The sequence below is a fragment of the Cupriavidus sp. SK-3 genome (assembly GCF_000611145.1).
In the GTDB taxonomy this organism is placed as follows: domain Bacteria; phylum Pseudomonadota; class Gammaproteobacteria; order Burkholderiales; family Burkholderiaceae; genus Cupriavidus.
Genome location: NZ_JFJV02000006.1, coordinates 26,084 through 39,443, shown reverse-complemented (window position 1 = coordinate 39,443; position 13,360 = coordinate 26,084). Strand labels below are relative to the sequence as shown.

9 protein-coding genes and 3 pseudogenes are annotated in these 13,360 nt (G+C 60.6%); 4 read left to right on the top strand and 8 right to left on the bottom strand.

Translation table 11 applies throughout. The features are described 5' to 3' along the window. The 3 genes and pseudogenes from CF70_RS00430 to CF70_RS36425 all read left to right on the top strand — a co-directional run. Positions 1-241: pseudogene (locus CF70_RS00430) on the top strand (hypothetical protein); the annotation flags it as partial. A 705-nt stretch (positions 242-946) separates the two neighbouring features. Next, positions 947-1,318, top strand: a complete 372-nt coding sequence (locus CF70_RS00425) for a hypothetical protein (RefSeq protein ID WP_051647941.1) — start codon at positions 947-949, stop codon at positions 1,316-1,318. Between the two features lie 113 nt (positions 1,319-1,431). After that, positions 1,432-1,608 (top strand): hypothetical protein, encoded by a 177-nt coding sequence (locus CF70_RS36425; protein WP_160172218.1) that lies wholly within the window; start codon positions 1,432-1,434, stop codon positions 1,606-1,608. 99 nt (positions 1,609-1,707) lie between these two features. On the opposite strand, the pseudogene CF70_RS37205 reads toward CF70_RS36425, so the two are convergent. The 8 genes and pseudogenes from CF70_RS37205 to CF70_RS00385 all read right to left on the bottom strand — a co-directional run. Further along, positions 1,708-2,670 (bottom strand): annotated as a pseudogene (locus CF70_RS37205) (hypothetical protein); the annotation flags it as partial. A gap of 36 nt (positions 2,671-2,706) precedes the next feature. Then, positions 2,707-3,315: a plasmid pRiA4b ORF-3 family protein gene (locus tag CF70_RS33650; RefSeq protein ID WP_081861971.1), complete on the bottom strand. Its 609-nt coding sequence runs from the start codon at positions 3,313-3,315 to the stop codon at positions 2,707-2,709. A gap of 222 nt (positions 3,316-3,537) precedes the next feature. Next, positions 3,538-4,995 carry an NADP-dependent succinate-semialdehyde dehydrogenase gene (gene gabD, locus CF70_RS00410; protein ID WP_035858906.1) on the bottom strand — a complete coding sequence of 486 codons (1,458 nt, stop codon included), beginning with the start codon at positions 4,993-4,995 and terminating at the stop codon, positions 3,538-3,540. Positions 4,996-5,018: 23 nt separating this feature from the next. Further along, a pseudogene (locus CF70_RS00405) lies at positions 5,019-5,487 on the bottom strand (aminotransferase class III-fold pyridoxal phosphate-dependent enzyme); the annotation flags it as partial. Positions 5,488-5,721: 234 nt separating this feature from the next. Then, entirely contained in the window at positions 5,722-7,053 is a 1,332-nt protein-coding gene (locus CF70_RS00400) for an NAD(P)/FAD-dependent oxidoreductase (RefSeq protein ID WP_035858904.1), read from the bottom strand. Positions 7,054-7,148: 95 nt separating this feature from the next. Further along, the gene (locus CF70_RS00395) at positions 7,149-8,462 is read right to left on the bottom strand and encodes an MFS transporter (protein WP_035858901.1); all 1,314 of its coding nucleotides are present in this window, start codon (positions 8,460-8,462) and stop codon (positions 7,149-7,151) included. A gap of 107 nt (positions 8,463-8,569) precedes the next feature. After that, a complete protein-coding gene (locus CF70_RS00390; RefSeq protein WP_051647938.1) occupies positions 8,570-10,180 on the bottom strand; it encodes a hydantoinase B/oxoprolinase family protein in 1,611 nt (536 codons plus the stop codon). A 4-nt stretch (positions 10,181-10,184) separates the two neighbouring features. Next, positions 10,185-12,245, bottom strand: a complete 2,061-nt coding sequence (locus tag CF70_RS00385; protein WP_035858899.1) for a hydantoinase/oxoprolinase family protein — start codon at positions 12,243-12,245, stop codon at positions 10,185-10,187. Between the two features lie 221 nt (positions 12,246-12,466). On the opposite strand from CF70_RS00385, the gene CF70_RS00380 reads away from it, so the two are divergent. Beyond that, positions 12,467-13,315 (top strand): IclR family transcriptional regulator, encoded by an 849-nt coding sequence (locus CF70_RS00380; RefSeq protein WP_051647936.1) that lies wholly within the window; start codon positions 12,467-12,469, stop codon positions 13,313-13,315. The last annotated feature ends 45 nt before the right edge of the window (positions 13,316-13,360 follow it).

The window sequence follows — 13,360 nt, the reverse complement described above, 5'->3', positions numbered from 1 at the left end:
GGCTGGCGCGGAGGTGTTCAGCTTCACGATGCTGACCATCAATTCCGACAAGCATCCGCTCATGAACCGCTTCCACTCCCCGGGCAGGGAAAAACGGCTGATCGTGATTGTGCCGCGGGCAGAATGGGATGACTGGCTGACGTGCCGAGATCCAGAGCGCGCCAGGAGTTTCTTGCGCCCTTACCCTCCGGAGTTGATGGATGCAGACCCGGCGCCGCGCGCGCCGAGGGCTGCCGAATAGCCTTGCGCATCCTATCGAGAGAGTTATGTTCTTGCGGACCTAGCTCCACTAGAGTGACACGGGGCAAACGCGATTGCCCCGTATTTCCTTCAGCACCCACTCCTTCCCGGCAGCGGGTGCTTTCTTTTTTTCCGCCAGCGCGCCCGCACCTCGTCCGCCAGATCCGTAAGCCGGCGCACTCCGTCGCTTCGCCGTAACGCCTGCCACAAATGCTGAACGTGTGCAGATGTTCGTCGGCCCAGCCCATGACGAGACCTTGTGCAATTGCCCTNAGAAACGGGCCTCCTCGCACGAAGTCATTTGGCTACAGTGCTGCTTCCCCTGGCATTGAAAGACCGGGGAGGCTGCAGGAGGTGCTGTCGCCTCGATCATGGGTTCGGCAGGCTGGGCAGCTTGTTCAGCCTTGGGCGATTGCTTGAAGTAGAACCACGCAGCAGCGACCGCGACGCCGATCAGTAGGAATTTGTTCATGTGACCCCTCATTATCTCCCAAGGATGCCACAGCAAATGGCGGAGCGGCAATCATGCGGCCCTACCCAGCAGATTGAATGGACACAGAGCCGGCGCCTCGGACCCCGCAGCTAAGGCCTCGTGAGTGGCTATCAGCCGTTCGTCGTAACTCGATTGCCCAGTGGCCGTGTGGTCGATACTCAGCATCGTGCACATTGCTCTAACCTGCCCGCACAACAACTCAGGGAGGGAGCAATGCATAGGTCAATTCTTCCGATTGGCATCTGCCTGCTGATGGCACAGGGCTGCGCGACCAAGAACTACGGGCGAGTCGGGACGGTGACGGACTTCGAGCGGCAGACAATGAACTGCCGAGAGATCCAGCTTGAGCAAGCCAAGGTAGCCGGTTTTTCGCAAGCCGTCGAAAAGGAAAGCGAGTTCAGCGGCCGGTCGATCCTGTCATTCTTGGGTGACTTCGGTATTGGCAACGTGATTGAGAAGAGCGCCGCCATGGACAGCGCCGATAGCCGAGCTTACCAATTGCGAATGCTCTCCTTCGAGCGCCGCTGCGCTGATAAGACCCAGGCCGCCACAACTACCTCCCCGCCAACCACCGCAAGCCGATAGCAACTTGCTACGCCACCCCGGCGGCTGTCATGGCCGCCGGATGTCGGACAGTGATCTATGGCGGCATCCTGCCGGCACGCCTAAAACGGAAACACCGCCCAACAGGACCAACCATGCCACCGCGCACGCCGGCGCCGAAGCTGGCCGACCTTTCCCCAATGCTGCTATCAGACCGGAAAACCATTCCGCGCGGCGACGGCTGGCATTTCGAGAAAGACGGGGGCATTGTCATTTCGCCCCTTAAAATCTCCTTCACCAATAAGTCGCCCGAGGGAGCAGTTCTGGACTGACCCGCTCCGGCAAAAAGCCGGCAACCGGACTGAAGCTAGGCGCATCGCCCTCGCACTGCCGGCAGGGGTACAGCCTGGGACTGTCAATCGACAGTCGTNTGCTCGGGAACGAGGACGCGTCGCCAAACCGACGGGCTCAGGCCGCGCAGAGCAATTTGAAGTTGAAGGACGGAGGTCGCCGGCCCGGGATCGGAAGGCATGCGCGCATTGTAGGTGCCTCATTGGCCGCTCAGGAGCGCTCCGCTCGTCAGCCCCCGCTTTGGCGCGGTCTCCTTCTCGTAGCAGGAAGTTCCACATACGATCGGCCGGTCGGCCCTCCAGCTTGTGCACGTAGGCAAAGCTATGGCCGGCACCCTGATCCCGCAGGGACTTCCCGACGATCACTTCAAACCAGCCGTCCTGGCGGCGCTGGTGGCCGGCCCGCCGGAGGTAGCCGCCGTCAATGCCGACCGCGCGGACCGGACTGGGCTCCGGAATCTCGGGCGAACCGACGCTCGCGGCCACCTCCGCCTGCTGCCGGGCGTCAGTGGCCTGTTCCGCTTCCAGCCGGCGACCGAGCGTGGTGACCTGACGCCGGATCGAGCTGGCTGCCAGCACATGATCGAGCGGCAACACCTCTTGCAGGACGTTGACGGTCAGACCATACGACATCAGCGAGGCAAACTTGACCTCGAGATACTGCAGTTCTGGACTGACCCGCTCAGGCAGACAGCGGGCGACCGGGCTGAAGCTCCGTGCGTCACCCTGGCACTGCCGGCAGGGGTACAGCCTGGGACTGTCAATCGACAGCCGCCCGAACGCGCTACGGAAGACCAAGTGATGGTGGCCCTTGCAAGCCAATTGCGCCCCGCACGTGGGACAAACGCTGGTTCGAGCAACGGCCTCAGCAACCTGTGCCGCGACCATCGTGCGCTGCAGCCGACCCAGCAATGATTTCGCCTCCTCCAGATGCAGACCCAGCGAGCCCACATCAAGGCCGTCTCTCTCGAACTGGGCTATTTCGGTGACGGTGGCTGGCACGCCTCCATCGTCCTGCACTACGAGTTGCAAGCTGATACGCATGGCAGCCCTCCTTCCTTGAAAGCTGCGGGGACCAGTCTACCCTTCAAGCTCTCTCAACCGATCATTGACGATCTGACGGTCAAAGCGACGATCGAGCCAAGTCAGCCACCGATCGACCTCATCGCGTAAGTCTTCCAGCACGATTGGCGCCTCGCGCAGCGACTCGATCCAATCGAGGAACTCATACTCATTGTGTTCGTCCCTGGCCTCCAGATACCTCTCGATCCCGCCCATGTCCTCTGGCGGACAAGGCCCACAACCCGCCACGCAACGTGGCAGCCGACCAGGATGGTGCCGCAGCCTACGCCGCTCCATCCGTATCTCGTGGTGCCACCACGCGTTGAAGTCATACACATAGATGAAGCCTTCGTGTTCGCGGAGATGAAACGCGGTCAGCGGCAGTTCGTTTGCCACTGTAGCGAGTTGCAAGACGCCCTCACGAGCTTCGCCGTAACGCCTGCCACGAATGCTGAAAGTGTGCAGATGTTCGTCGGCCCAGCCCATGACGACCTGGATGACATGGTGCAATTGTCCGAGCGTCAAGTGCTCGGGAACGAGGACGCGTCGCCAAACCGGCGGGCTCAGACCGCGCAGAGCAATTCGAAGTTGAAGGACGGAGATCGCCGGCCCAGGATCGGAAGCCATGCGCGCATTGTAGGTGCATCATTGGGCTCTCGGCAGAGGTCCCGGACGTCAGCCCCCGCTTTGGCGCGGTCTCCTTCACCAGCAAGATCAGCGCCATGTAGAAGGCGTGCAAGATCAATGCGCAGACTGCGAATGTCGTGGTCAGCAGCAAGTACTGCGTGAACAGCGACGCACCCGGCACGGCCTCCGACAAAGCGACAGGGGCTCCCTGCTCAGAGGTTCTCAGCGATCCACGCCCCCCATGCAGAGATACTTGACCTCGAGATAGTCATCAATACCGTATCGGGAGCCCTCACGCCCCAAGCCTGACTGCTTCATACCGCCGAACGGCGCAACTTCGTTGGAGATAAGACCCGTATTGATACCAACCATGCCGTACTCCAGCGCTTCAGCTACCCGCCAGATGCGGCCAATGTCGCGGCTGAAGAAGTACGAGGCAAGGCCAAATTCGGTATCGTTGGCCATCGCAATTACCTCTTCATCGTCGTAGAAGCGGAAAAGCGGTGCCAGCGGCCCAAAAGTCTCTTCTTTGGCCACCAACATCGAGGACGTGACATCGGCCAACACAGTGGGCTCGAAGAAGGTCCCGCCCAGCCGGTGGCGCTTACCGCCGGCTACCACCCGAGCGCCCTTGCCAACAGCATCGGCGATGTGCGACTCCACCTTCGCGACAGCGTCGTCGTTAATAAGTGGTCCCTGCAGTACCCCCGGCTCGATGCCGTGGCCAACGTTCAGCTTCGCCACCGCAGCAACTAGCTTCTCCGTAAAAGCATCGTAGATCTTGTCGTGGACATACAGGCGGTTGGTACACACGCAGGTCTGGCCGGCGTTGCGGTACTTGGAGACAATCGCTCCCTCCACCGCGGCGTCCAAGTCCGCGTCGTCAAACACAATGAATGGCGCGTTCCCGCCTAATTCAAGCGACAGCTTCTTGATGGTGTCGGCTGACTGGCGCATGAGGATGCGGCCCACCTCCGTCGAGCCTGTAAAGCTCAGCTTGCGCACGATTGGGTTCGCGGTCAGTTCTTCACCAATGGCCCTCGCGTCGCCAGTGATCACACTCAAGACGCCCGCAGGGACCCCTGCGCGTTCTGCGAGCAAGGCCAGCGCTAGCGCGGACAGCGGCGTGTCTTCCGCCGGCTTGATAACCATGGCACAGCCGGCAGCAAGCGCCGGACCCGCCTTGCGGGTAATCATCGCAAGCGGGAAATTCCAGGGCGTAATCGCCGCACACACGCCTACAGGTTCCTTTACCACGAGGAGGCGCTTGTCGCTCGCAGGCGTTTGCAGTACGTCGCCGGCGACACGCTTGCCTTCTTCCGCAAACCATTCAAGGAACGATGCTGCATAGGCAACTTCGCCCCTTGCTTCAGCCAACGGCTTACCCTGCTCGGTCGTCAACAGCAGCGCCAGATCGTCGATGTTGGCCAGCATCAGTTCGTGCCATCGGCGCAGCACCGCGCTGCGCCCTCGCGCTGTCGTCGCTCGCCAACCGGCCTGCGCCGCACGGGCGGACTCGACTGCCCTCCGGGCTTCATTGGCGCCCATTCTCGGCACCGTGCAAATGGTCGCACTAGTGGCCGGATTGATAACAGGGAATACTTCCTCGGAATCCGCATCCGTCCATACGCCATCGATCAGCGCCTGCTCACGCAGCAGGCTTGCATCCTTTAATTCCATGTCGATCTCCACGAGTTGCACACTTATTGGGTCAGGGCGTCGGCGACGATACCCAAGCCCTCTTCCAACACCTCATCCGTGATCGTGAGCAGGAACAGGAAGCGGATGACATTCCCGTAGACGCCGCACGAGAGGAGCAGAAGCCTTTCCCAGCGCACGGCTTTGCACCTGCCGTGTGAACTCGGGATTCGGGCGGCCATCGGCTTCGCACAGTTCGACCGCGATCATCGCACCAACGCCACGCACTTCGCCGATCTCCTGCACGCGCGACTTCAAGCCTTTCCAGCCTCTCCTTTAGACGGTTGCCCGGAACAGCGCCTCGCTCAACCGGATACTCGCCTTCCCGCACGTCAAGCATCGCCAGGCGGAGGTAACAGCCAGTGGGTTGCCTGCATAGGTCCCCCCCAGACTGCCCGGGGCCGGCGCATCCATAAATTCGGCCCGGCCGCAGACAGCAGACAGGGACAGGCCGCCGGCAAGGCTTTTCGACATAGCAGCACTCTGGATGAGAAAATCGTTTTGAGTAGGAGCTTTTGCTCGATGAGATGATTGCTGAATCTGGTTAGGAACCAGGATTCAGGCCGCAGAACATAACTTAGGCTTAGGCGATGACGAGGCTGCCAAGGAACCTGATTCCGTAAAGCAATGACGTCGCTGTATTGCCACCCATTCGCACTCGCGTAGGAGAAAGTTCCGGGCTCAATCCCATGTGCGACTCATACCTCTCTAGAAATGGATGTATGGCACCAGCCTCGATCCATCGATCATCCGGTCATATCGGAAGGGAGTCATGTCAATCGGGGCCGACCGGCCTTGCACCAGACAGGCCACGACATGGCCGACACCGGGGCCTAAGCCAAATCCGTGACCGCTGAAACCAGAGGCCACCACCAGTCCGGGCAGCGCGCGAATTTCCGAAATGACAGGAACGGCGTCGGGCGTTGAGTCGATGACGCCACCCCACGCGGAACCTAGCGTCAGCTTCCCCAAACCAGGAAACATCGACTCGACATCGCGCACGGCCTCTCCGACCAGTCCGGAGTCCGGGGAAGGGTCCAAGATCCGCTCGTCGTGGAATGGTGATACATTCCTCTTCAAATAGTTATATTCCTGCCGCAGTTCTCGCCAGAACTGCGCCGTAAGTCGGAGCTTCACTTTCTTCCTTCGCAGCAGATAGGTAGGCAGAAACTGATACGCATAGCGCAGCAGTGAAGGGGTGACGTAGACCGTGCCCCTGCCGCTTTTCGCCACGGTCAGGCCACCGTCCTGGCGCGCCCGGAACGAGAAATATGGCGTGGAAATACAGCCTTCGACATTGGCGTCGATCGGTAGCGTGCTGCATACAGACCCATGAACATAGGCCTGCGGAAAACGAACACCAAGCTTGCGCAGGAAGAGCGACGTCCAAGCTCCCGCCGCGACCACGACTGATTGACAGCGGATCGTCCCCCGCTCGGTATGGACAGCACTGACCCGGCCGTTCGTCGTTTCCACCGTATGCACTGCGCAGCCCTCTAGGATCTTCGCACCCAAACGCTGCGCCGCCTGCGCGACGAATGGCGCGGTACGTGACGGCTCTGCGCGGCCGTCGCTGGGAGTGCTCAATCCGGCGATCCATTTGCCCGACGTGCCTCCTAGCACCGCGCTGCGCGCTTGCTCAGCGCTGAGAAGGACGCTATCGATTCCCTTCTCCGCGGCGAGCTTCTGCCAGTCTTGCCATGCCGCGACCTCAGCTTCCTTGTCCGTCAGGAAAGTCACGCCGCTGCGCTGGAAGCCGGGGTCGCGATCAAGGATCATCGCAAGCCCCGGCCACATGTCTAGGCTCAGCTTCGCCAATTCCAGTTCCTTGGGGTCTCTCCCCTGTTGACGGCACCACCCCCAGTTGCGGCTGGACTGCTCGCATCCAATCAGTCCCTTCTCGAGCAACGTAACTCGCACCCCTTCGCGGCTTAATGAGAGGGCAGTGCAGCAGCCGGCGATGCCGCCACCGATAATCACGACATCCGTCTCCTCAGGCAATCTTGTTTCGGGAACAATTCTTTCTAGCGGCTGTTTCATCTATTTCTCGGAATATCTGGGCATAGGGATAGGCGGGGCCGACACTGCCGGTCGTTGTCGGCCCGAAGAAGGCAGGGTGGTCCCCTGCGAGAGCGCTAGTCGAGCTCGCGGTGCGCCGTTTCACGCATCCGGAGGATGAACACTAACGAAATGACTGAGGCACACCCGAGAAATAGCGTGGGCGACAGAGGCGACCCCGTCTTGCCGATCAGGTATTGCGAAATAAACGGTGAAAAACCACCAAATAGGACGGCTGCAGCACTATAACCAAGCGACATCCACGTCGAGCGGGACTCCGTCGGAAACATCTCGGCGATCGTCGCCGGTCCGGGACCGGAAAAGAAAGAGATCGCGATAGCGAATACAGTCTGGACTAGGACAACAGCGCCGAAGCCCACACCGCTCATCAAATACTTCCACAGGAAGTACGGCATGATGATGTAGCTCATGCAGGCCGCCACGAGCAGCGGCTTTCGGCCAATCTTGTCGGATAGATAGCCCATGAACGGCACCGCCAGCACCAGCACCATAAGTCCGATGGTGTTGGACCACAGCGCATCGGCGCGCGGCACGCCAGCATAGGTCTGCATGAAGTTCGGCAGAAATGCCAACATCATGTAATAGACCACGTTCCAGACAATCGCGAAGCCGAACGCTCGAAACGCCAGCGCAAAGCCCTCTGGCTTACTCAGTCGCGTGGGCTTTGCAATCGCCTTGCGATACACGGGCGCGTCTTCGAGGTTCCGGCGCAGATATAGTCCAAAGGGACCGAGCAGACTGCCGAGCAGGAACGGAATGCGCCATCCCCAGCTCTCCAGCGTGTCGATTGTCAGGACCGAGCTGCACAATGCGCAAACGGCTGAGCCGAGCAGCATGCCAATCGCAAGGCTGCTCTGCTGGAAGCTGCCGTAGAGACCCCGCTTCCCTTTCGGCGCCCATTCGACAATCATTGCGGTCGCCCCGCCCCACTCCCCGCCCGCGGAAAAGCCCTGGATCAGCCGGGCTAGGACCACCAACAACGGTGCCGCGATGCCGATCGATGCATACGACGGCGTCAGGCCAATCATTGCCGTGCTCGCCGCCATCAGCATCATCGTGACCAACAATGCGGTTTTTCGTCCGCGTACATCAGCGATCCGACCCATGACGATTCCACCGACTGGACGCATCACAAACCCCACGCCGAACACGGCGAACGTGGCGAGCATAGACGTCACTGTATCGCCCGCCGGAAAAAACGTCTTGGCCAGCAACGTTGCCATGAACCCGTACACGGCGAAGTCGTACCACTCCATCACATGCCCCGCCGTCGCGGCCCAGACGGCCCGCTTCCCGCCCTGTTCGTTGTGCACCGCGCTTATGCCTTTGCCTGGTTGCGTGCCATCGGCCCTATCCGCTGATATGTCCATTGCATGTCCTCCATTTGCCATGTGAGTGTTTCGGCAGGCGGCGGCGAACATCGGCGTGCCCGCATTGGACCCCGTCCGCCCTGCCTTTTCTAACAGCGTGATGCCCGTTAAGCGCGGCCCCACCCCCCGCCCCCTGGGGTTTCTATGACCAGGCGGTCGCCCTTCCGAAGCGTGATGACGGTTTTCGATTTGATATCTTCTCGATCCCCCCCGCGCAGGATGTAACCCTCAGCGACGGCCCCAGCCTCGCCGCCGAACGCGCCGGCGGCCTGGTGGAAATGTCCTTCGCCACGATACGTCGTGGTTACCCTGTCGCCCAGGATCTCGAACTCCTTGCGCAGACCCATGCCACCGCGATGCAGACCCGCCCCGCCGGAGTTCGTCCGCAACTCAACACGATTCACACGAATGGGAGCGGCCAGCTCAAGCGCCTCGACCGGATAATTCATGCAGTTGGTGGCATCGGTTTCGATACAGCTCGCACCGGGGCCGAACTGACTAGCGCCGCTGCCTCCCGCGATCAGTTCCCCGACCACGAACCGCTCGCCGTCGGCATCCTCGCCGCCGAACGCCACCGCCAGCAACGTGGCTGCGGAATCTGCCCCGACCCGGTCAGGCAGGACAGCGTTAAAGGCAGACAGGATGGTGTTCGTGATTCGCTTGATTGTCGCGGTGCGCGAGCACACGGGAGCTGGCGGGTCGGGATTGACGATCGAGCGAGGCGGCAGCGTCAGCGTAACATTCCGGAAGCAGCCGCCGTTCGTCGGAATGTCCGGGCTGGTCAGCGCACGGATTGCAAAATAGGACGCGGCTTGCGAACCCGATGCCACGCAGTTAAATGGGCCGTCGACCTGCTTGCTGGTCCCTGTGAAGTCGACGTGGAATACGCCATCGCCCACCGTGACGGCCACCTCGATCTTTACCCGCACGTCGAGATTCACTCCATCGTTGTCCAGCCAGCCCGTCGCCCGGTATGTGCCTTGTGGCAGCATCCGCAGGGCGTCGGCCGTCATCCGTTCCGAGTGGTCGAGAAGCGCCATGAATGCTTGCTGGAGCGTGACCGGACCAAGGCTCGCCTGGGCGGCGGCCAGGCGCTGCGCGCCGATCGAGCAAGCGGCTACCTGCGCATGTAGGTCGCCCATCAGCATGTCAGGCATACGGACGTTCAAGCGAACGATGTCAACCAGGTCTTGGTTCAGTACGCCAGCACGGTACAGACGCAGTGGCGGCAAGCGAAGACCCTCTTGGAAGATCTCAGTTGCATTCGTCGGAATCGAACCCGGCGACATGCCGCCCACGTCCTGGTGATGGGTCATCGTCGCGACGATAGCGATCGGATTGCCCTCGTCACCGAACACAGGTGCCACCACGGCAATATCGGGGAGGTGGGTGCCGCCCAGATAGGGATCGTTCATCAGATAGATGTCCCCATCCTGCATCGCTTCGACGGGGAAGATCTTGAGCATTGCCTGGACGACTGGAATCAGCGTGGCCAGGTGAATCGGCACTGCACAAGCCTGTGCAAGCGTTTCACCGCTCAGCGTAAAAATGCTTGCGGAAGCATCAAGTCCTTCTTTGACGATCGGAGAAAACGAACTTCGCAACAATGTCGTTTCCATCTCGTTGGCGATGCCGTCGAGCTTGTGACGCAGCACCTCTAGCGCAATGGGATCAATCCCAGCCTCGCGACCCGCACCGGTTTCCTGAATCTGTTGCATCGCTTTAACCCTTTACAAACGTAAGAATGACGTTACCGACCGGATCGACGTTGCCCTGCCAGCCATCCGGCACCAGGGTCGTCGTATCGGGTTGCTCGAGGATGGCTGGGCCGTCGAAGACGTCGCCGGGACTGAGGCTCTCGCGATGGATGATCTCGGCCTGCAACGCGGAGTTGCCGTTTCGCACATGGATCTCCCGCGTCTTGCGTCGTTCCACTTGGCCGCCGGTCGTGCTGCCCAAAAGGCCAGCGTAAGTTGGTAGTGGCGGGACCACGCTGTGGATAGCGCGGAGATTGACGATTCTGAGCGGGCCTTGATAGCTGTGTCCATAGACACGCTTGTGCGCTGCATAGAACGCTTCCGTCATCGTTTTCAGGGGCGCGGGTGCCCCTGTGTCGAACGGCACTTCAAGCGTGTACGACTGACCGACATAGCAGACATCGGCATAATGGCGACGCTCGGCGGCACGCCCCTCGGTCGGCTCTTCCGCCATGACGTGCGCGCAGCGAGTATCGAGTGTCTCGAGCACGGCCTTGATGCGATCGAGCGACAGATCCGCGGCGTTCTCGTTGACTGCCTGCGTAAACTCATGCTCGATCGGCGCGGATAACAGTCCGTAGGCCGCCAGCACGCCAGGGTTCTTTGGAACCAGGACGCGCGTCATACCGAGTTCTTCGGCAATGCTGACCGCGTGGATGCCCCCACCACCGCCGAGCGGGAGCAGCGCGAACTTGCGCGGATCCACGCCTTGCTTCACCGAGACCAGCCGGGTTCCTTCCGCCATCTGCGCATTGACCACGCGATGGATACCTAGAGCGGCGGCCGTCACGGAGATACCAAGTGGCTCCGCGATATTCAGCCGGATCGCTTCGTAAGCCAGCTTGGGATCGAGCGTCAGCGCCCCGCCGGCAAAGTATGTAGGATCAATGTAGCCGAGTACGACGGAGGCGTCGGTGACGGTGGGCAGCTCGCCTCCCCGGCCATAGCAGGCCGGCCCCGGTTCTGAGCCAGCGGACTGCGGCCCCACACGCAAAGCCCCGCCCTTGTCGATCCACGCGATGGAGCCGCCGCCGGACCCGATCGAATTCACGTCCACCATCGGAACGCGAATGGTGTAACCATCGACATAGCCTTCTGATCTCACGAGCGCCTGCCCGTTGGCAATCAGGGCGATATCGCTGCTGGTGCCGCCGACGTCCACCGTGATGAGGTCGACGATCCCGGCGCTCTTTCCGACCTGCTGTGCCCCGATAACGCCTGCGGCGGGCCCCGACAAAAAGAGGCGCACCGGACGTTGTCGGGCGTGCGCCGAACTCGTCAGGCCACCGCGCGACTGGATCACCTGCAACGAGGCCTCGACGCCCTTGTCACGCAATCCGTTTTCAAGGCGGGTCAGGTAGCGGTCGATGACAGGCTTCACATAGGCATCGAATGCAGTCACAACCGTTCGCTCGTATTCCCGGAAGACCGGGTCCACCTCGTGCGACAGCACCACGGTCACGTCGGGAAAGTACTTTCTGATCACGGCGCGTGCAGCGAGCTCGTGCGCGGGATTGACGAAAGAGAACAGAAACGACACAGCCAGGACCTCGGCGCCGCCGGCCAACAGGTCAGCCGCTGCAGCGACCACCTGCTTCTCGTCGAGCGCTTCCACTTCCTCACCCTTGCTGCCGATTCGTCCAGTGACGTCGACTCGCATTTCGCGAGGGGCTAGGAATGTCGGTGTTTCCTCCTTGACGATGGCGCGATACAGGTCGTGCCGCATCTGGCGGCCGATCTCGATGACATCACGAAAACCTCTTGTGGCGATGAGGCCGATCTTGGAACCCTTGCGCTCCAGCACGGCATTGGTGCCGACCGTGGTGCCATGCGCGAATCGCGTGATGGCGCGAGGCTCCATTCCCCACTCCTCGATGAGCCGGCTGACCGCGGCTACGACCGCCTGGCTTTCGTCCTTACGCGTCGTGGGTGTCTTGAAATACCGAATGCTCCCTTTCTGATCCTCGACGACGACATCTGTAAACGTCCCGCCAATATCCACCCCGATGCGATAGCTGTCTCTCATGTCCGCTCCTGATATTAATATTGCGTAGCGATACGCTGATCCCACTATACAATATCAATCTGCGAAGGACAAGAATGTAAAACCCCTAAAACTCGCTAAATATGCCTATAACGCCTCTTTTGTCCTCCTCCGCGCTGCTGAAGTGGGATGTCCGTATCGTATAGCGGTATAATTTCATCCACGACGTGCAGGAGGCACGGACACTGGGCAGAAGAAAATTTATGACGCAAGACGAGTCTCCACTTTTCATTCAATCGATTTCCAACGGAATGTCGGTCCTTTTCGCTTTCTCGGCTCAACAGCCGACCATGAACCTAGCGGAGATCGCTGCGGCGGCAGGCATCAGCAAAAGTGCTGCGCAGCGCTTCGCTTACACGTTCGAGCGTCTTGGTGTGTTGCGGAAAGACCCGATCTCGAAGCGTTTTTCGCTTGCGACCAGGGTTTTGGATCTGGGGTGCAGATACCTGCAAGCCCACAGCCTGCTGGAGCGGGCGAATCCGTATCTCCTCGACCTGAATCGTGCGTCGGGCGAGACAGTCAACCTCGCCGAGCCTGATGGCAGCAACATGGTCTACATTGGCCGCTTCCCCAGCCCGGTCCGGAGCATCGTGCACATGCCAATAGGCCGACCCCTCCCAATGTTCTGCACGTCGGCGGGACGGGCTTACCTCTCCGGGCTTCCGGATACAGAAGTCATCAGGCTTCTGGACGGATCGCCTCGCCCCAAGTACACCGAGAAGACGGTGACTGATCTCGACGAGCTGCTTGCCATCGTGCACGGCGTTCGAGAGAAGGGATATGCTTTGTGCGTGGATGAGTACTACCGCGGTGACATTGCCATCGGCGTCCCGCTACTGAATCTGCACGGAGAACCCGTTGCAGCGGTGAACATTTCGGTGTCAACCGTCCATTGGACGGTTGAGGAGGCCTTGAAGCAATTGGTACCTCAGTTGCTTGAGACGGCGAACCTCATCACAACGAAGCCGCCGACACCAAGTGCGCTTTCACCCTTCAATATGGGATATGGAAAAAATGACGCGTTAGGACAGAAAACCGCGCGAAGGCGCTAACGACCGGACCTGGAAAACTTGCTTGGCCAAGTCGATGGCTACTGT

Coding starts and splice junctions, on each gene's coding strand:
- CF70_RS00400 (WP_035858904.1), bottom strand. CDS start 7,053: ATGAAACAGCCGCTAGAAAGAATTGTTCCCGAAACAAGATTGCCTGAG.
- CF70_RS00425 (WP_051647941.1), top strand. CDS start 947: ATGCATAGGTCAATTCTTCCGATTGGCATCTGCCTGCTGATGGCACAG.
- gabD (WP_035858906.1), bottom strand. CDS start 4,995: ATGGAATTAAAGGATGCAAGCCTGCTGCGTGAGCAGGCGCTGATCGAT.
- CF70_RS00380 (WP_051647936.1), top strand. CDS start 12,467: ATGACGCAAGACGAGTCTCCACTTTTCATTCAATCGATTTCCAACGGA.
- CF70_RS00395 (WP_035858901.1), bottom strand. CDS start 8,462: ATGGACATATCAGCGGATAGGGCCGATGGCACGCAACCAGGCAAAGGC.
- CF70_RS36425 (WP_160172218.1), top strand. CDS start 1,432: ATGCCACCGCGCACGCCGGCGCCGAAGCTGGCCGACCTTTCCCCAATG.
- CF70_RS00390 (WP_051647938.1), bottom strand. CDS start 10,180: ATGCAACAGATTCAGGAAACCGGTGCGGGTCGCGAGGCTGGGATTGAT.
- CF70_RS33650 (WP_081861971.1), bottom strand. CDS start 3,315: ATGGCTTCCGATCCTGGGCCGGCGATCTCCGTCCTTCAACTTCGAATT.
- CF70_RS00385 (WP_035858899.1), bottom strand. CDS start 12,245: ATGAGAGACAGCTATCGCATCGGGGTGGATATTGGCGGGACGTTTACA.